Here is an 18,834-nt window from a genome sequence, read left to right on the forward strand (position 1 = left end):
GTATTGTCGTAAATTGGTATGTACCCGGTTCCCTTTTTCGGCACTCCGCGATTTGGTTTTACCTATGTTTGCATGACGGTTTTTTCCAAAATACGACGTTTGTTTATATGAATAGTATTGCCGCCTTCCGGCAATACTATTCTATTTTTCCCTTTATTTTTTCTTCATTTATGATGGCATCATTGGAACCAAATACGATATTTTGCTGATAGATCTTTTCGATCTCCCTTTCATTGTAAAATCCAAATAACATTTCCAGGACCACCTCAAACTGTTCCTCCGTCAACGGCTCTCTATCATACTCCATAACTCGATATGCTACACATGCGTATGCTGTTGCTGCATCATGTGTCATAATCCCACTCTCCTTCCACACAATTCTCTTATTGATAGTTATTACCGTAGCTGCAGGCTTTATTCAATAACAATCCGGAACAAAGCCTGCATCTGCGGTATTTTGCGTTAACAAGAGGATAGGCCCCCGCACGATCCGCTCAGGAGGAGTGATCGTTCTCTCAGGCGATGGATGCCCTGTCGCCGAATTCGATGATGAACTGTCCATAAGTCTCTCCCCAATCCCGATAGGGCATGGACCACTTTTCTGTTATATCCCGCGTTGTCAGATACAACGTTTTCCTTAGTGCTTCGTCATTAGGAAAAACGGCTTTATTTTTTGTCACTTTCCGCAGCTGCCGGTTAAATCCCTCCAGGGTATTCGTTGTATAGATGAGGCGGCGGATCTGTGCCCCATAGCTGAAATAGGTGGAGAGGTTTTCCCATTTCATCTGCCAGTTCTCAACCACCGCACGATACTTCTTCCAGCTGTCCTTCATCGCCTCCAGGTTCCTGAATGCGATCTCCTCACTTTCGGCCCCGTATACCCGCTTCAGATCCTTCATAAATGCCTTGGAATCCTTATAGGCTATATATTTCATGGTGTTCCGTATTTGATGGATAATGCATAGCTGGATCCTTGTTTCAGGAAATACGGTTTTGATCGCATCCGGAAATCCCTGCAGGCCATCGATACAGGCAATTAGGATATCTTTTACTCCGCGGTTTTTCAGTTCATTACATACCTTCAACCAGAATTTGGCACCTTCATTTTCACCAATCCAGATCCCCAGGATGTCTTTTCGGCCTTCCGCGTTGATCCCCAGAGCGACATAGGATGCCTTCGTGACGATCCGCCCTTCTTCACGGACTTTATAGTGCACAGCATCCAAAAATACGACCGGATAAAAACCATCCAGGGTCCGGCTGTACCACTCCCTTGCTTCCTCCATGATCTTATCCGTTATATTAGACACGGAGGCCGGAGATAATTCAATCCCGTAAAGTGCCTGGACATGGGATACGATATCACGAACAGTCATCCCCTTCGCATACATAGAGATAATCTGTGCTTCCAGTCCCTCTTCGATGACAGCCCTCTTTTTAATAACTTCCGGTTCGAATTCCCCTTCCCTGACTCTTGGGACATCAATGTCAATGCTGCCGTAAGAAGTCTTTACTTTTTTAGGGGATGTTCCATTGCGCTGCGGGGTATTCCCCTTACTTTTTTCATCTGTGATATAATCTGTGATCTCGCTTTGAAGGATCTGTTCGATCGCATCCTTTACCATCCGCTGGACAAGTCCGTTTGGCCCTGTGATATCCTCCATGGTACTGCACTTGGAAAGTTCCTCCTGATAATGAAATCCTGATGTCATATCCCTTAACCTCACTAAATTTATTTACCAATTTATTCCACTTACATGCAGTATTGTCAGTAATGCTGATACCTATTCAAAAAAGAGGTGTGTCGAATAATCTGCAAGTGATACACAGTTTATTTGACACACCCCTTTATACGATGTACACTATACTCTGATAAGCTGTCCTGTCCTGAGTAAATTAAGCAGATGTATATTCTGCTCTGCCGTACCAGTATATCCTGTTATGCCATACGCTGCTGCAATCTGCTGTCGGTTCTTGTAGGATCCGTCCTCTCCGATGCTTTCCAACGCCTTACTTATGAACGTGCCATGCCAGATATCTTGGAGATAGTATTCTGGGGTCTGCGCCGTCCAAAACAGGATATAGCAGACATTAAGGTCTGCCACGGTGCCGATACCATCCACTCGCACTTTACTGGTGTACTACCAGCCAAACAGAGACTGTAACGGGGCAGGTTTGTACTTGTCCGCGGGCGGATTATCGGCCACGTTAAAATATCCTTCCAGCGGGTATCCGGCAATCCAAAACGGACAATCAAAAGCAGAAGTGCCGAAATCCCCCCTCCACGTAAAAAGACTTGCCGGTGTAAATGCCAAACAGATACCCGGCGCCGATGATTGTATCCGCCGCATACTATATTATACCTGTCAGTACTCCCCGGCTCAAAGTACGCAAAGAAGGGGCCTCTACATCTTACCATACACGGCCTGCTGTAGCGCATTCATTTCCTGGACTTCTTCACCTCAGTTCTTCCGGCGTTGGCTCCGGCGCAGATTCCGGTTCAATCGCGGGTTCCGGAGGCGTCCGCACGCTGCCGCCATTGGATAACTGGTACTCGTTATACGCTGCTGTCACCTCGTCGTTGCGGAATATGGTTGTGAATCCAACATAATCCTCCCCGCCGATATCATGTTCCCCTTTCGTATCCAGATACAGGTGAACCCCCTTAGTACTTATAACTGATTTTGTGCCTCCCGGAAATTTAATAGTCACAATGTTTCCGAAAAGAATCACGTAACACTTTATATAATCTGTGGTTTACAAAAAATTAAGGTACGCCAGAAATACATACCTCCTTATTATTTACGTTATTTTGTTAATTGTTATTCTGATTTACTGCTGTTAAATAGCGATTTAGCTGGGTATAAATTTAGTAAAGCAACGGACAGGCAGCCCGGATATATTGCTCCAGGAGGTACCGATATAGTAATCCTTTATAGCCGAGTAGAGCCGTTAACCATAAGTTACTTTATAACTCATATTTCTCTAACCTGCCATTTTCCAATGTGTAATTGAAAAATTCATCATTTGTCATATCCTTAAAATATGTTCTAATAATGCGGCATACTCCACCATGAGTAATTAGAAGAATGTCTTTTTTCTGATGTTCTTGCCTGATTTTATCAATTCCACCATATACTCTATATGCCACTTGCATCATAGACTCACCATTGGGGTACTTGTATGCGAAATTTCTTTTATTGTTCAAAAACTGAGGGTTTCTTCTATCCACGCCCTCATATATTCCATAGTTTTGTTCAATGAGAAATCTCTCTATATAAAAAGAAATATTATTATGCTTTGCCACAATCTTGCTTGTTTCCACAGCTCTTTTTAATGGAGATGATACAATAATATCAATTTTATAATTGTTCACTATTCCAGCTAATTCTTCTGCTTGTTCTATTCCCGATTCATTTAATCCTATATCAGTAACCCCACATACTTTATTTTGTGCATTCCATAGAGTTTGACCGTGACGGGCAACATATAACACCATGAACACCTCCTACTAAAAATCGTTATTGTAAATTATTTACTGGCAGATATCATATCATGTTACACATTATATGTCTATCTCTATCCTTTTTTTAGTTTATTTTACAGTTATTAGTATTAACTACTCTAAAGAAAACCAATTATAATTAATGAGTCTATAAAAGCTGGTGAAATATTAAATATTCCATGCTTTTTTCGGAGCAACAAACGAATATCATAATAACTTATTACTGTCAATGTTGCAGCCACAACATCATTTACTTGCCAAGCCCTACAGGGCTTCTTTTATTTGCTTGGTTTACCGGATCACCCGTAAACGGGTCTATATACTCTTTGAGTATTATCTGATCATATTCTATATCTTCCTTTAACTGATTCTGAATATACTCTTGTATCTTCTTTGCATTTCTTCCTACCGTATCTACATAATATCCCCGACACCCAAAATACCTGTTCCCATATTTATATTTTAAATTCACATGTCTCTCGAATATCATTAACGTACTTTTCCCTTTTAGATACCCTACGAAACTTGATACACTTATATTGGGCGGCAATTCCGCCAGCATATGCACATGATCCGGACAGTTCTCCGCCTCTATTATTTTTACTCCTTTTCATTTACATAGCGTACTTAATATTCGCTATATCCTTTTTTCCATATGCTATCTTCCTTCGATATTTCGGCGCAAATTCGATATGATACATTGGAGGTTTTTATTTGTAAGCTTAAACAACTGTGGAGTCACCTGCATAGCAGATGGTTTATTAAAAGATGCTTTCACAAATAAACCGCTCTAGTGCTACCAACACCAGAACGGCAAATTGAATACTGTACAAACCGAAGGCCGGTGAGCATTCCCACCAAGATTATTTTTATACCCTAAAAGGAGGTTATGCTTATGAAGTTACCGATGGATAAGGCGGCATTGTAAAGCTGTCTGGAAAGAGGCGCCGGCCTTATGCTGCCCGGAAAATTGCCGGCCACAAAAAGAATGGAACCTCTCAGTATAAATATCTAGGATATTTTGAGAATCCCAAGGATGCTAACATTTTACCCCTGCGCATACTCCTGGAAATATATTTTAGCTCAAAAAACGGATATTCTCGCGAATGTATGTTCGAGCTAAAATGCCCATTTCAAGCCATTTCTTCACTTTTTTTCACTTCATCTTAACCACTTTAATTTTATGCGCCTCTACTCCAAACAATGCCTGAATCACGTCCGTAATATTTTTCTGTACAACAGCATTTCCGCCTCCCTGGGCGACCACCGTAACTCCTTCTATGGCAGGCTCCAGGGTTTTACTGATATAGGGCGTTTTGTTGCCGGCCTGGTCGGTCACATACACGGTGGTTTCCTCCTGTTTGGAATTGACCACATCCCGGCTGCCGCCGGCACTGTCCGTTTCCTTGGTAGTATCCATGCTGTAGGGGACGTCTTTTTCCACTACCTGTTCCACAGAAGAGGACAGAGTTACCATGACCTTTACCTCTCCCACGCCATCCATGCTGGACAGCAGCGCCTCCAGACGGTTTTCCACCTCCTGTGTATAGCTTCCGTCTCCATCATCTTTTTCCGTTTCCGAGGTTTTCATCGTATCGCTTCCCGTGTCCGATAATCCGGTCTCGTCCCCTGCATTTTCCGTTTTCTTTACAGGCAGGGCAATCACCATTAACAGGATTCCTAAAAGCGCCAGGATTGCCATATTTTCTTTAGTCAGCTTTTTCTTCCATGATGCCAGGCGGTCACCCATTCCATATCACCTCCAGATTTCCACTATCTATGCCAAGCGCCTCTGCAAAAGCTGCCTTCATCTGCAGCCGCTCTTCCGCTGTCCTTCCATTTTCCGAATCCTCCGCATCTGTCCCTTCTCCCGACGGGTTAATTGTTATATTTTCTATAGTTACCAGTCTGCCCCCGGCGGCGCCTCCTTCCGCAATATCCACCCGGAGCTTTCCTTCCTCCGGAGCGGATACGGCATTCAAGGATACACCATATTGCTCCATTAAAGGCTCTAATTTCTGCCGGACCGTCATAGAAAGGGCTTCTTCCTGGTAATCTCGGCCCTCGAAGTCGTTCTCCTCCACTTGCATGCCGATTTTTTCTATTTCCTGCTCATACTTATCCATTGCACTGTCATATACGCCCGCCGCATCAAACTTCCCTAAAGAAAGGATGGGAAGGACGATCTGGGATAAGACCATAATGCTGATCATCATCTTCACGTATTTTTCATATCCCCCGGCAGGCAGAAAATGCACGATAAGCTGTCCTGCAAGCATAAAAACTGTCACTTTCTTTAATAATTCAAGAAATTGAGCACCCATTTTTCATATCTCCTTCCTGCCATCCTTTCCGTTTGTTATCGTCCCGGCCTTTCCAAGCAGTCAGCCCATTCTGCCTGCCAGGCATGTGATAATGGCAAACATAATCAGGAAGCAGGCACAGGCTGTGAAGGATATCCGCAAAAGAAGAAGAAGGCCGTCACCGGCTTTATTCACACAGCCTGTTATTCTTTTGTCCGCCGTCATGCCCAGGAGTGCCGCACAAAGCTTCAGAATGCCTGCATATAAAAGTAGTTTGGCAAAAGGGACAATGCATAAAGCCAGCAAAAGAAGAAAAGCCGCCACTCCCAGCCCGTTTTTTACCAGAACCGCCGAACCGATCAGCAGCTGTGCCGTTCCCTCCGCCAGGCCGCCGAGGCCAGGAATCGCCGACAGGGCTTTACCCGCCACATTCAGCTTCAGCTGTTCGAGTACCGGCGTTACCATGGACTGGAGAAGGCCGATGCCTGTAATACAGGTAAGCATGAATTTCAGGAAGCCGCCGATTCCTTTTTGCAGAAGATCCACAAGCATGCCCAGCTTTTCCTCTTCCCAGACTCCGTTCATCACCACCAGCATCATATAAATATTCACCGCAGGAAGACCGATACTCACAAGAAGCTGTTCCACGCCATAGATTAAAAGCAGTATCAGCTGATAATAACCGGCGGCCGTAGCCGCACCGGAGGACAGCCCTAACGCCAGCATAAAGGTGGGAACAAACAATCGGACGAACAGTAATATCCTCTCCAGCAGAACCCCTGCAATATCCGCAGCCTGGGTAAACGTCCTCAGAACCACAAACAGCATGAGCAGATAGGAAATGAAGTGGGCGATATCCGCTATCTGGTGGTTATCAAAGCTTTGCATCACCACCGTAAACAGGGCGGACAGGACTCCGATAATCAGCAGCGTGAGCATGAGATTTTTCATTCCGCCTATCTCCGCCAGTATTCCGTTTCTTATGGAAGAGCTCAGCCCCCGGAAGGCCTCCCCCATGTTTCCGGCAAGTACCTGTCCGAAAAAGGAGGTAAAATCAATACTGAAATCAGGAAAAAGCTGCTCTATTTGATGGGAAAGGTCATCCAGATTCAATTCTCCGGCCAGCGTCGTCAGTTCCATCCTTTTTCCCTCTATTTCATAAATCCCGTTATCGTATCCATCAGAGACAAAAGCACGGGCATGCCCGCCAGCAGGATCGTCACCTTCCCGAACAGCTCCACCTGGGCCGCGATGGCCTGGTATCCCGCATCTCTGCAGAGTCCTGCACAAAACTGGCAGAGATAAGTAATCCCGGTGACTTTAAACAAAATACTGAAATACGCTCCGCTTCCTTCCAGAAAACCTCCCAGTGCCAGCACGGAATCCTTAACCTGTGTGAGATACTGACATACATAATAAAAAATGATCAATGCAACGGCGATACCAATATAAGCGCTGTATTCCTGCTTTCCGGATTTAAACTGCAGGCCTATCAGAACGCCGATGATACCAAGCAATGCAATTTTTGCCATATCCATTCCCTGTCCCTTCCTTTCTGTCAGAGCTGAAACAGGTTCTGTATCGTAGTGAACAAATCATATATGTAGGGAATGACCCAGGTGAGCACCAGTATCAGCCCCGCCAGGGAAAGAAGGAATGCATGTTCCTCCCTGCCGCTGTGTTTTAATATCTGGCTGAGGATGGTGACCAGGATTCCTACCGCCGCTATTTTAAAAATAAGACTTACTCCCATTCCATTCTCCTTCAAAGTCATATCAGCAGTATGGCAATCAACAGCCCGCCAGCCATACTTACGGAAAGAACCGCCTTTTTGCGGCTTTCTGTTTCTTTCCTCGCTTTTTCTTCCGCACGCCTTATTTCTTTTCCGAACTGCTCCAGAGATATCAGCTGCATCTGCCCATCCACAAAGCCGGTGAATCCGGGAAAAGAAAGCAGCAGCTCCTCTTCCTTTTTATCCAGGCAGGTTTCCTTCAGAAATCCCGCAACCTCTTCATCCCAGGCTGCTGCGAATGTGATTCCTTCCGGTCCCTGTGCTTTTTTCCCTACATTTATAAAGCATTCGCCCAGCCGTCCTCCCAGGCGGTTTCCCACACGAATGAGCCCCTCCGGCAGGGTAGCCCTGCTGTAACCCACTTCACTCTCCAGCATAGAAAAAGCTCTGGAAAGGAGATGAAGCTGGCCTATATGTCTTTCCATATCCCTGCATGTACACCATCCAAATCCGGCGCAGCCCAGCACCAGCAGCAGCGCGCCGGAAAGCTTCATCATAATGGTCCTCCGGACAGTATCCTCTGTTCTTTGTCCAGGACAGCCTCCACTTCACACTTTCCCAGCCTCCTGGTCAGGACGATATACCGTTCAAAGACCTTTTCACCCGCCAGCTTTCTCATAAATAATCTTTCCGCAGCCTCCGCGGCAGAACCGGCATGGATGGTAGCCAGGATGGCGCATCCGCAGGAAAGTACTTTTTTCATGGCGTCTATATCTTCTTCACTTCCCAGTTCATCCACTCCGATCACTTTCGGAGCCATGGAACGGATTAACAGCATCATTCCTTCCGCTTTGGGACAGCTGTCCAGGATATCCGTACGCAGCCCCACATCATTCTGCGCGCGTCCCTGAAAAGAACCTGCAATTTCTGAACGCTCGTCCACAATTCCTACCGTAACGCCTTCCCCATAAGGGTTTCCGTCAGAAACCTGTCTTATGATATCCCTCAAAAGCGTGGTCTTTCCGCAGCCGGGAGGGGAAATAATAAGGGTATTCAGGAATCTTCCCTCCCGATAAAGGAAAGGCAGCACAGTATCGGCCGCCCCTTTGATTTCATGGGAAATCCGGATATTTATACAGGAAATATGTTTTATGTTCCGTATTTTATCTTGCTCTGAGAGAACTACTTCTCCCGCCAGCCCCATACGGTGGCCTCCCGGAAGTGACAGATATCCCCGGCTTATTTCTTCTTCAAAAGCATACATGGAATAACTGCAGGTATAGGAAATAAGCCGTTCCAGCTCTTCCCGTTCCATAATTTCCGCCTGTTCTGTACGGCTTACTATTTCCCCTCTTTTATCCTTGAAAAATTCTTTTCCGTCTATACAAAGCAGCACAGGCTTATCCGCCCGCAGCCTGATTTCCTGCAGCCGTTCGGCATAGCCTGCCGCTTTACGCCATTTCCCCCGCATTTCTTCCGGGAATATCCGTAAAACATCTTCTTCGCTCGTCATGGGCACACTTCCTTTCCCGTTCATCCGCATCCATGGCAGTCTGTCCAACATTCCATGAAACACTCTGCTTCCATTTTCAGTATATGTGTGACATGCCAGGTTATGACTCCTGAGGAACACAAAAAAAGCCGGAGGAATGCTTTTACCGCATTCCTCCGGCCGTAATTCGAAATTATTTTTTTATACCTGAGCAACATCCTTCATGGAGAAGCTGATTCTTCCCATCTTGTCTTTGCCAAGGCATACTACAGTAACCACATCACCGAGGGTGAGTACATCCTCTACATGGTTGATTCTTTCTTTGGCAATCTTGGAAATGTGAACCATACCTTCTTTGCCGGGAGCGAATTCAATGAAAGCACCGAATTCCTTAATACTTACTACCACACCCTTGAAGATCTGGCCTTCCTGGAAATCTGTGGTAATAATCTTAACCATCTCCACAGCCTTATCCATCATTTCCTTGTCCGTTCCGCATACGGAAACCTTTCCGTCATCAGTAATATCTATCTTCACGCCGGTACGGGCAATGATTTCATTGATTGTCTTTCCACGCTGTCCGACAACATCACCGATTTTTTCAGGATCAATCTGTACGGAAATGATCTTGGGAGCATAGGTTCCCACTTCGGCTCTGGGAGCGGCAATACAGGGAGTCATGACTTCATTCATGATGTATTCCCTTGCTTCTTTTGTCTTGGCAATCGCTTCTTCCACAATGGGTCTTGTCAAACCGTGGATCTTAATATCCATCTGAATGGCTGTGATACCGTCATGGGTTCCGGCCACCTTGAAGTCCATATCACCAAAGAAGTCTTCCAGTCCCTGGATATCTGTGAGTACAATATAATCATCATCTGTATCTCCGGTAACCAGACCGCAGGAAATACCTGCTACCTGCTTTTTAATCGGAACACCTGCCGCCATCAGGGACAGGGTGGATGCACAGATGGATGCCTGAGAGGTGGATCCGTTGGATTCGAAGGTTTCGGATACGGTACGGATTGCATAAGGGAATTCATCCTCTGTAGGCAGTACCGGAATCAAGGCCTTTTCCGCCAATGCTCCATGGCCGATTTCACGGCGTCCCGGTCCTCTGGAGGGCTTTGTTTCACCTACGGAATAGGACGGGAAATTATAGTGATGCATATATCTCTTATTTACTTCATTTTCATCCAGGCCGTCAATTCTCTGCATTTCAGAAAGCGGAGCCAGGGTTGTTATAGTACAGATCTGCGTCTGCCCACGGGTGAACATTCCTGAGCCATGAACTCTGGGGATGATATCTATCTCCGCTGCCAAAGGACGGATCTGTGTGATAGCACGGCCGTCGGGACGTTTGTGATCCTTCAGGATCATCTTGCGGACTGTTTTCTTCTGATACTGGTAAATAGCCTCTCCCAGTACAGGAAGCCATTCTTCCTTATCAGCGAAGGCCTCTTCCAGACGGGCTGTGATATTTCTGATATTTTCTTCTCTTACCTGCTTAACATCGGTAAATACGGCCTCTTCCATTTCTGCAGGAGGTACGATTTCCTTAATGGCTGCAAACAGTTCTTCCGGAACGGCACAGCTGGTATACTCGTGCTTGGGCTTTCCTAATTCTGCAACTATTTTATTGATAAAAGCAATGATAGTCTGGTTTACTTCATGAGCCATATAGATGGCTTCAATCATCTTCTTTTCCGGTACTTCGTTAGCGCCGGCTTCAATCATGATAACCTTTTCGCCGGTGGATGCCACGGTAAGGGTTAAATCGCCGTTCTTCCACTGCTCCTGAGAGGGGTTAAGGACAAATTCACCATCAACAAGACCTACCTGGGTCATAGCGCAGGGGCCGTCGAAGGGAATATCAGAAATACTTGTTGCAATCGCAGCGCCCAGCATGGCCACCAGCTCTGGACGGCAGGCAGGATCTACGGAAAGCACCAGGTTATTCAGGGTCACATCATTTCTGTAATCCTTAGGGAATAAAGGGCGCATAGGCCGGTCGATAACACGGCTTGTCAGCACAGAGTTTTCACTCGCTTTTCCCTCTCTCTTATTAAAGCCTCCGGGAATCTTTCCTACGGAGTAAAGCTTCTCTTCATACTCCACGCTCAGGGGGAAGAAATCGATTCCTTCTCTGGGCTTTTCGCTCGCTGTGGCGGTGGATAAAACAGTGGTATCCCCATAATGCATAAATGCAGCCCCGTTTGCCTGTGCTGCCACTCTGCCGATGTCCACACTCAGGGTGCGTCCGGCAAGTTCCATGGAAAATGTCTTGTACATTTCGTCTCTCCTTTTCTGAACCTTAAATATTTTGCTGTCATGCCGCCATATGCAGCCAGACAATCAATGGGAAGAGCGGACAAACCACTCTTCGTAAGCGGACTTCTCCGCATTGGTGCTGTCCAGGCAGAAGATGCCGAAACTACTGACAAAACCGCTTACCCGGCCCCAAGCCGCGGCAAATGCCCTTGTCAGTGGTCTCGGAAGCACTCTTCCGACCTGAAGAAGCAGAAGACGTCACCCAAAACAGATGCGCCTTTTATACGGTATGGAGTTTTCCTTTACCGTACAATAAGGCGGAAAGCTCCGAAAATATCCGGAGCTAAATCCGCCTTGTTTTGCAGCATTATTTTCTGATTCCCAGTCTTTCAATAAGAGTACGATATCTCTCGATATCTTTTCCCTTCAGATAGTCCAGAAGACCTCTTCTCTGTCCAACCATCTTAAGCAGACCTCTTCTGGAATGATGATCCTTGGGGTTGCTCTTCAGATGCTCGGTGAGCTCTTTGATTCTTTCTGTCAGGACTGCGATCTGCACTTCCGGTGAACCGGTATCGCCTTCGCCTCTAGCATACTCTGCAATGATTGCTGTTTTCTTTTCTTTGGAAATCATGTGTGTTCCTCCTTGATTTTTAATCGCCTGATACCAGGATAAGGTCGGAGTGTCCTGTATCTGGGTACCGGCTGAATTTCATACCAGGAAAGTATAACACATTCATCCCATTCTTGTAAACTATTTTCTTGTCACATCAGAAATATTAAACATCATTTACACCGGTTTACTGGCTGAGCACACGCTTCACCGCATAAGGTGTACGATAACTTACATTGGAAATCTTGATACCGGATCTGGGGTTGCTGGCATGGATAACCTGCCCGTTTCCGATATAAATTGCCACATGGTTTACCCTTCCGTTCTGTGCATAGAACACGAGGTCGCCAGGCTTCGCCTCAGCAAGGCTCACCTTTGTCCCCATAGTGCTCTGAGATGCGGAGGAATGAGGAAGGGAAACGCCATAATTTTTAAACACACTCATAGTAAAACCGGAACAGTCTGCGCCGTTAGTCAGGCTCACACCTCCCCATACATAGGGACGTCCCAGAAACTGCTTCGCAAAGTTAACCAAATCAACACGGACATCGGAAACACCTTTTCCGTATTTCAGTTCCGTCTGTGTTACCGCTCTGTCAAGCTTCTTGGCGATTGTCACATAATCAGCGGATACAAAAGCTTCCTCATCATCGAGCATGATTTTCACCCATCCGTCCAGCTGCTCCACAACCTCCAGCTCTTCGCCCTCGGCAACCAGCGTAATGACAGGGCTTTCCGTACTGGCCTCCTGTCTTACACGCAGGCCTCCTGAATTGCATACCGCCATATCCGCAGCCACTTTATCCGCTCTGTCTCTGGCTTCCTGCCCGGTCAGCAGGAATTCCGCCTTCACATAGCCGGTAACCTTGCCGGATTTGATACGTGCCCATCCGTCTTTTATTTCCAGGACCTCACAGCCGCTGTTCTTACTCATTTTACCAACCAGCTTGCCGTCCTCACCGGGTTCTTCCCTGACATTCAAATAATCGTTAACATTAGCAATCCCCAGGTTGCTGAAGCCATAAACCGCTTTTCTTTCCACCTTGGCTTCTTCCGCAGCCGCCAGATAATCCTCTTCCTGCAGCTTCGCTTCCAGAATCTCGCCCACACCTGCCGAAGGCACCGGCGCGTTCCCTGTTCCTGTCGCCGAAACAGTCATGCCCGTATACAATACAATCCCTGCCGCCAACATACCGATTGCTTTTGTTCCTTTTAACATATAACTCCTTCTCCTATTTCTTAATCTGAATATGTACTCTTCTGCTCCATCTTCCTTACCGCCGGAATATTTTACAGATTCCTTTCAAATTGTTACAATATTATTACAACAGTATTATATTAAAAACCCTCTCTCCTGTCAATTCCTAATTCCTTAATTTTACAGGAAATACCTGGAACTTCGATTAAAAAAGACTTTCAGGAGAAAAAAGCCCTCCGGCCGCCACAGTATCCTATCTGCAGCAGCCGGAGGGGGATTTTTCCCGAAAGGCCATACTCTTTATGTTACGTTACTCACTTCATATTCTGTATTATCCATCGCAAAAGCGATGTTCGTTGCATGATCCGCCACTCTTTCCAGGCCGCTGACAATATCGGAAAAAATCATACTGGCTTCCGGAGTACAGAGGTTCTTTGTCATCCGCTGGATGTGTGACTTCTGAATTTCCCGTTCCTTTTCATCAATCGCATCCTCCAGCTGCCGCACATCCTCTGCCAGTTCGTCTGTGCCTGTGGAAAACATTTCTACAGAAAAACGGATTATCGTATTTACCATATCCAGCATTTCTCCCAGCTCATGCTGTGCCTCCTTGCTGAAGCTCACGCCTGTTTCCTTCCTTCTTTTCGCCGCATCCGCCACATTTTCCGCATGATCGCCGATTCTTTCTATATCGTTTACTATATGGAAAAGGGCGCCGATACTCTTCTGATCCTCAATAGGAAGGGTTGTCTGGTTAATTTTTACCAGATAATTGGTGATGGAATGGTTCAGGAAATTAATATTTTTTTCCACCGTATATACGGTATCAATATCCTCTTCATCCAAAGTGATCAATGCATTCATGGCACGGTTCAGGTTATCGGAAGCGAGAGTCGCCATACGTTTCAGCTCTTTATCCACTTCCACCACTGCCGTTGCAGGGTTGAACACTGTCTTGTCTCCGATATACTTCAGAGTAAAATTATCCCTGTCGTCCATTTTGACGTCATCACCCGGCACAAAGACATAGGTGAGCTTCACGATCAGCCCGGCAAAAGGGAAAAGGGCTATAACCTGGAATATTTTGAATATGGTGTGGGCATTCGCCACAAAACGGCCCGAATTGGTACCCGATACCATGTGCAGCATATCCATGACAGGATTCATAGCCAGCTTCAGGATCAGATACATGAGAACGGTACCGATTACGTTGAACAGGAAATGAATCATCGCCGCACGCTTGGCATCTTTTTTACCATTCAGGGAGGCGAGAAGCGCCGATGTACAGGCGCCTATATTACAGCCCAGAACAATAAAAAGACAAATAGGAAGCTCCAGAAGGCCCTGGTTTGCCATGAGCAGCACAATGCTGACGGTTACCGAAGAGCTCTGGATCACTGCCGTCAGTATCGTTCCCACCAGTATGGCGAGCATGGGGCTTGTAAGGGAGGACAGGATATGGACAATTTCAGGCATATCCCTCATTCCCGACATGGCGCTTGACATTCCGGACAGACCCATGAACAAAACACCGAACCCAAGGACAATGTGGCATATTTTTACGATACTCTGACGTTTGCAGAACATAACGCCCAGAATCCCCGCAAGCAGGAAAACAGGGGCAATTTCAGAAAGGTTAAAAGATACAAGCTGGGAGGTTACCGTGGTACCGATATTCGCACCGAAAATAACGCCTGCCGCCTGATACAGATTCATCAGCCCTGAATTGACAAAGCTGACTACCATGACCGTACATGCTGAGGAAGACTGGATCACCGCCGTAAAAATAATACCCACAAGCATACCTAAAAAACGGTTTGTGGTAAACATCTCCAGGATACCCCTCAGCTTGGCTCCTGCCGCCTTCTCAATACTCTCGCTCATCAGCCGCATACCAAACAGAAATAAACCAAGTCCTCCGGCCATTGACAACAGCATCGCACCTATACTCATCTTTCGTCTGATTCCTTCCCACCCCGCGAAAAAGGCCTTTCGGCCTTCTTTCCAGAGTTTACAATATACGCATTCTTTACTTTTTATTTACACACACTTTACATACATTTTAAGGGATTCTTAAGAAAGATACAAGTAAAATAAAGAATTTTGTCTAAATTTGAAAATAGGAAGTTACAATTCACGTCCCCGGTGCCGCTGGTCTTATGTTTCTGCCAGCCCGGCATTCCCTGCCCTGTATGTGGAGTGTGACTCTGCAAGGATTCCTGTATGGGCCGTATAAATACGCCGGTCCTTAGGTTGCGTACTTTGCAACCTTAGTACCGCTGCGTATTTATCCGAGCGAAAGTGTGCCCTGACAGGAACCTTGCAGAGTCACGCCCCACATACAGGGCAGGGAATGCCGGGCTGGCAGAAACATAAGACCGGCGGCACCGGGGACGTGAATTGTAACAGCACGAACCGCCGGACAGTTCTCCCCTAAACGGGGATTCTCTGTCCGACGGTCTTTTCTGCTCTGCGGCTTTCCCAGTATTCTCTGCCTGCTTCAATATCCCGGGCCATATTTTCTTTTAATTCATCAACACTTGAAAATTTCATTTCAGGACGGCAGTAAGTAAGAAGAGAAACCTCCACATATTCCCCGTAGATCTCTTTATTAAAGTTATAAAGATAGGTTTCCACACTCATCTGGCCGCTGTTGCTCACCGTAGGCCTGCAGCCGATGTTGGTAATTCCTTCATGCCAGCTTCCTCCGGCAAACATACGGGAAAGGTAGACTCCCTTAGGCGGAAGAAGCTTGTCCCTGGGAGGCAGAAGATTAACCGTTGGCATGCCCAGCGTCCTTCCCAGGCGTTTGCCGTGCTTTACGGTTCCCGATACTGTGAACGGGGCACCCAGAAGCTTTTCAGCCAGTTCCATATTTCCCTTAAGAATCTCTTCCCTGACAAAGGTGGAACTGATTTCCCGTCCGCCGTACATGATTTTGTCGATTACCTGCACCTGATAACCCATTTTTTCCGCCATGGCTTTCAGCAAATGCCAGTCTCCCTTTCCTCTGTCTCCGAAGGAAAGGTCCGTACCGGCCGCAATATACCTTGCCTTAAGCTGCTCATGAAGGACCCTGCTCACAAAGGTTTCCGGAGGCATCGCGGCTGTCCGGGCATTCATGGGAAATTCAATCAAAAGGTCGATTCCCATTTTATCAAAAATACGCCTTTTTTCTTCCTTTGTCGTGAGTTCTGCCTGAGGCTTTCCAGAGAAGAAAACCGACGGCGGCGGGTCAAAGGTGAATATCGTTGCCGCAAGTCCGTCTTCCTTTGCCCTGATAATCCGATCCAGAAGCCTTCTGTGCCCCTGATGGATCCCGTCAAATTTTCCTATTGCCACAGCTGTATGCTGTTCCCAATTAATTTCCGTAGTTCCTGAAATAATCTGCATTAAAACACTCCAGTAGGCATAAATGCCCTTTATTTTACAGAAACATCTTTACCGGCTGATAACGCCCTTTTTCATCCGAAAAGGCATATATTCCGTAAAAGCGTCCCTCCGTATCATACACTTTCACCCGGATGCCGTCAACCGCTTCCAGCTCTTCCCTAACCTGATTGGAATAGAAAGAATTCCCATTCTCCAGAAGACGGCGGAAGGAATCCCTGATTGTAAGACACGGCAGCTCCGGGAACATGGCATCTGCCGGAATCACATATTCCTCCAGCCTGCCTTCCGCAGCCAGTTTTTCCAGTTCTCCCAACGGCAGGGCATCATCTATGGCAAACGTTCCGACCCTGGTTCTTTTCAGGCTCTTCATGGTTCCGCCGCAGCCCAGTTTTCTTCCGATATCGTGGCAGAGCGTACGGATATAGGTCCCTTTGGAGCAGGCTACCCGGAAGGTTATTTCAGGCAGAGCGACGGAAAGGATATCAATCTGGTGGATTTCCACCGGCCGTCCCGCCCGCTCTACCTCTTTTCCGGCACGCGCCAGCTCATAAAGCTTTTTGCCGTTTACTTTCAATGCCGAATACATGGGAGGAATCTGCTCATAGCTTCCCAAAAAAGAAAGAACGGCTTCCACAGCCTGTTCCTCCTCCATAAGTACCGGATGCTCCTCCAGTACCTTCCCTGAAATATCCTGGGTGTCTGTTACCTTTCCCAGAAGAAGCACCGCTTCATATTCCTTGCTTTTATCCGTAAGCATATCGCAGAGCCTGGTGGCATTTCCCAGACAAACAGGAAGTACCCCGACCGCATCCGGATCCAGGGTACCTGTATGGCCGATTTTCTTCTGCCTGCATATGCCGCGCAGCTTTGCCACCACATCATGGGATGTATAGCCCGCTTCTTTATAGACATTCAGAATGCCGTTTATCATGTGTCCTGCTCCTCAATGAATTGTTTCTCAATATGTAATGAGAGGTTATTGATCACATCGTGACTGGTGCCGTTCATTGTACAGCCTGCCGCCCTTACATGGCCGCCGCCGCCGAAATAGGAAGCTATCTTTGAAACATTGATCCGCCCGCCGGAACGCAGGCTTACCTTATATTCCAGAACTCCCGTTTCATACATGAAAATGGCACATTCCACGCCTTTAATGCTGCGCAGCTGGCTGACAATTCCTTCCAGGTCCTGGGAGGTGGCTTCATAAAAATCCATAGTCTTTTTATCCAGAACGCTCACCACGCATTTTCCATCCATAAACCGTATGCTTTCCAGAAGGGCGCGCCCCAGTATCTGCGTCTGCAGATATGTCTTTTCATAAAAGGTTTCTTCAATCAGCCGGCTGAAGTCAAATCCGAAGGAAATCAGATGTGCCGCGGCACGCAGGGTTTCCGGTGCGGTATTGGAATACTGGAACACCCCGGTATCATGGATAATGCCGATATAAAGGGCTTTGGCAATCTCCTCATCCAGCTGTTCCCCATCAATCAGATTGTATATCAGTTCACTTGTGGAGCTGGCTTCCGGTATCACATAATTCACATCACCGCAGCCGCTGTTGCTCACATGGTGATCAATGTTGATTTTTTTATCTGCCGTGCAGAAATACTCTTCCGCCTGGCCCAGACGGTCAGAGGCGGTATCCAGACAGAAGAACACATCGAATTTCTCCTGTTTTCCGTAATCGCTGTCGATTTCCTCCACACCGCGGATACAGGAAAAAATATCCGCCGGTTTTTCCAGGAAAATATGAATATCCGCATCAGGCCTTACCTTCTTTAAATAAAGATATAGGCCCATACAGGAACCAATGCAGTCTCCATCCGGACGGATATGTCCGCTGATACCGATCCTTTTCGCCTGTTTACATTCTTCCAAAAGCTTCATAAATCCTCCCTGCTGGAGGCAGGGAACGCTTATTCCTCATCGACCTCCGCGTCCCGTGCCATATCCTGGCTTCCCATTACTTCATCGATCTTATGGGACATATTTACACCATAGGCAATGGACTGATCCATAATAAACTGAACTTCCGGTGTAATGCGCAGGTTAATTTCTTTTGCCAGCCTGCTTTTTATAAAACCGGAGGCGCTTCTTAAGCCTGCCATCGTTTCCTTCTGGGCAGCTTCATCTCCCAGAACGCTGATCCATGCCTTACATGTCTTCAAATCCGGGGATACCTCCACCGCCACCACTGAGGTGAGGGGGGCAATCCTGGGATCCTTTATTTCTCCCCGGATCGTTTCGGCAAGCACCTTCTGCACTTCCGAATTAATCCGGGTATTTTTTACGCTGTTTTTTCTCATTGCAACTCCTACCTGTCAGGA

The 18,834-nt window shown here is 46.7% G+C and carries 19 protein-coding genes and 1 pseudogene; all 20 read right to left on the reverse strand.

Going from position 1 to position 18,834, the window contains the following annotated elements; genetic code table 11:
• Positions 1–136 precede the first annotated feature (136 nt).
• The 20 genes and pseudogenes from BLA28_RS28410 to rbfA all read right to left on the reverse strand — a co-directional run bounded on the left by BLA28_RS28410 (position 137) and on the right by rbfA (position 18,813).
• The gene (locus tag BLA28_RS28410) at positions 137–355 is read right to left on the reverse strand and encodes a hypothetical protein (protein WP_009252252.1); all 219 of its coding nucleotides are present in this window, start codon (positions 353–355) and stop codon (positions 137–139) included.
• Between the two features lie 160 nt (positions 356–515).
• The gene (locus BLA28_RS28415) at positions 516–1,712 is read right to left on the reverse strand and encodes an IS256 family transposase (RefSeq protein WP_009256604.1); all 1,197 of its coding nucleotides are present in this window, start codon (positions 1,710–1,712) and stop codon (positions 516–518) included.
• 745 nt (positions 1,713–2,457) lie between these two features.
• Positions 2,458–2,712, reverse strand: a complete 255-nt coding sequence (locus BLA28_RS28430) for a hypothetical protein (protein ID WP_133304932.1) — start codon at positions 2,710–2,712, stop codon at positions 2,458–2,460.
• Positions 2,713–2,968: 256 nt separating this feature from the next.
• Positions 2,969–3,499, reverse strand: a complete 531-nt coding sequence (locus BLA28_RS28435; protein WP_069157332.1) for a histidine phosphatase family protein — start codon at positions 3,497–3,499, stop codon at positions 2,969–2,971.
• A 256-nt stretch (positions 3,500–3,755) separates the two neighbouring features.
• Positions 3,756–4,206 (reverse strand): annotated as a pseudogene (tnpA, locus tag BLA28_RS28440) (IS200/IS605 family transposase).
• 455 nt (positions 4,207–4,661) lie between these two features.
• The gene (locus BLA28_RS28445) at positions 4,662–5,255 is read right to left on the reverse strand and encodes a hypothetical protein (RefSeq protein WP_069157331.1); all 594 of its coding nucleotides are present in this window, start codon (positions 5,253–5,255) and stop codon (positions 4,662–4,664) included.
• Positions 5,248–5,829, reverse strand: coding sequence for a stage III sporulation protein AF (locus BLA28_RS28450; protein WP_069157330.1), 582 nt, complete (start codon positions 5,827–5,829; stop codon positions 5,248–5,250). The genes BLA28_RS28445 and BLA28_RS28450 overlap by 8 nt, the downstream gene beginning before the upstream one ends.
• A gap of 60 nt (positions 5,830–5,889) precedes the next feature.
• Positions 5,890–6,948, reverse strand: a complete 1,059-nt coding sequence (locus BLA28_RS28455; protein WP_069157329.1) for a stage III sporulation protein AE — start codon at positions 6,946–6,948, stop codon at positions 5,890–5,892.
• Positions 6,949–6,959: 11 nt separating this feature from the next.
• Positions 6,960–7,346 carry a SpoIIIAC/SpoIIIAD family protein gene (locus tag BLA28_RS28460; protein WP_009253027.1) on the reverse strand — a complete coding sequence of 129 codons (387 nt, stop codon included), beginning with the start codon at positions 7,344–7,346 and terminating at the stop codon, positions 6,960–6,962.
• 20 nt (positions 7,347–7,366) lie between these two features.
• On the reverse strand, positions 7,367–7,561 hold the full coding sequence (spoIIIAC, locus tag BLA28_RS28465) for a stage III sporulation protein AC (RefSeq protein WP_025483821.1): 195 nt from the start codon (positions 7,559–7,561) through the stop codon (positions 7,367–7,369).
• 17 nt (positions 7,562–7,578) lie between these two features.
• Positions 7,579–8,097, reverse strand: coding sequence for a stage III sporulation protein AB (locus BLA28_RS28470; RefSeq protein ID WP_016360260.1), 519 nt, complete (start codon positions 8,095–8,097; stop codon positions 7,579–7,581).
• The gene (gene spoIIIAA / locus BLA28_RS28475) at positions 8,094–9,053 is read right to left on the reverse strand and encodes a stage III sporulation protein AA (protein WP_069157415.1); all 960 of its coding nucleotides are present in this window, start codon (positions 9,051–9,053) and stop codon (positions 8,094–8,096) included. The genes BLA28_RS28470 and spoIIIAA overlap by 4 nt, the downstream gene beginning before the upstream one ends.
• 180 nt (positions 9,054–9,233) lie before the next feature.
• Entirely contained in the window at positions 9,234–11,324 is a 2,091-nt protein-coding gene (locus BLA28_RS28480) for a polyribonucleotide nucleotidyltransferase (RefSeq protein WP_069157328.1), read from the reverse strand.
• Positions 11,325–11,670: 346 nt separating this feature from the next.
• Positions 11,671–11,937 (reverse strand): 30S ribosomal protein S15, encoded by a 267-nt coding sequence (gene rpsO / locus BLA28_RS28490; protein WP_009253031.1) that lies wholly within the window; start codon positions 11,935–11,937, stop codon positions 11,671–11,673.
• A 166-nt stretch (positions 11,938–12,103) separates the two neighbouring features.
• Positions 12,104–13,135, reverse strand: a complete 1,032-nt coding sequence (locus BLA28_RS28495; RefSeq protein ID WP_009253032.1) for a C40 family peptidase — start codon at positions 13,133–13,135, stop codon at positions 12,104–12,106.
• A 279-nt stretch (positions 13,136–13,414) separates the two neighbouring features.
• Positions 13,415–15,067, reverse strand: coding sequence for a Na/Pi cotransporter family protein (locus BLA28_RS28500; protein WP_069157326.1), 1,653 nt, complete (start codon positions 15,065–15,067; stop codon positions 13,415–13,417).
• Between the two features lie 480 nt (positions 15,068–15,547).
• Positions 15,548–16,507 (reverse strand): bifunctional riboflavin kinase/FAD synthetase, encoded by a 960-nt coding sequence (locus BLA28_RS28505; protein WP_069157325.1) that lies wholly within the window; start codon positions 16,505–16,507, stop codon positions 15,548–15,550.
• Between the two features lie 34 nt (positions 16,508–16,541).
• Complete coding sequence (gene truB / locus BLA28_RS28510; protein WP_069157324.1) at positions 16,542–17,438, reverse strand: tRNA pseudouridine(55) synthase TruB; 897 nt, start codon at positions 17,436–17,438, stop codon at positions 16,542–16,544.
• Positions 17,435–18,394, reverse strand: coding sequence for a DHH family phosphoesterase (locus tag BLA28_RS28515; protein WP_044968345.1), 960 nt, complete (start codon positions 18,392–18,394; stop codon positions 17,435–17,437). The genes truB and BLA28_RS28515 overlap by 4 nt, the downstream gene beginning before the upstream one ends.
• Before the next feature lie 29 nt (positions 18,395–18,423).
• Positions 18,424–18,813, reverse strand: coding sequence for a 30S ribosome-binding factor RbfA (rbfA, locus tag BLA28_RS28520; protein ID WP_069157323.1), 390 nt, complete (start codon positions 18,811–18,813; stop codon positions 18,424–18,426).
• Positions 18,814–18,834 lie beyond the last annotated feature (21 nt).

Origin of the sequence: Eisenbergiella tayi (genome assembly GCF_001881565.1) — a bacterium.
In the GTDB taxonomy this organism is placed as follows: Bacteria; Bacillota; Clostridia; order Lachnospirales; family Lachnospiraceae; genus Eisenbergiella; species Eisenbergiella tayi.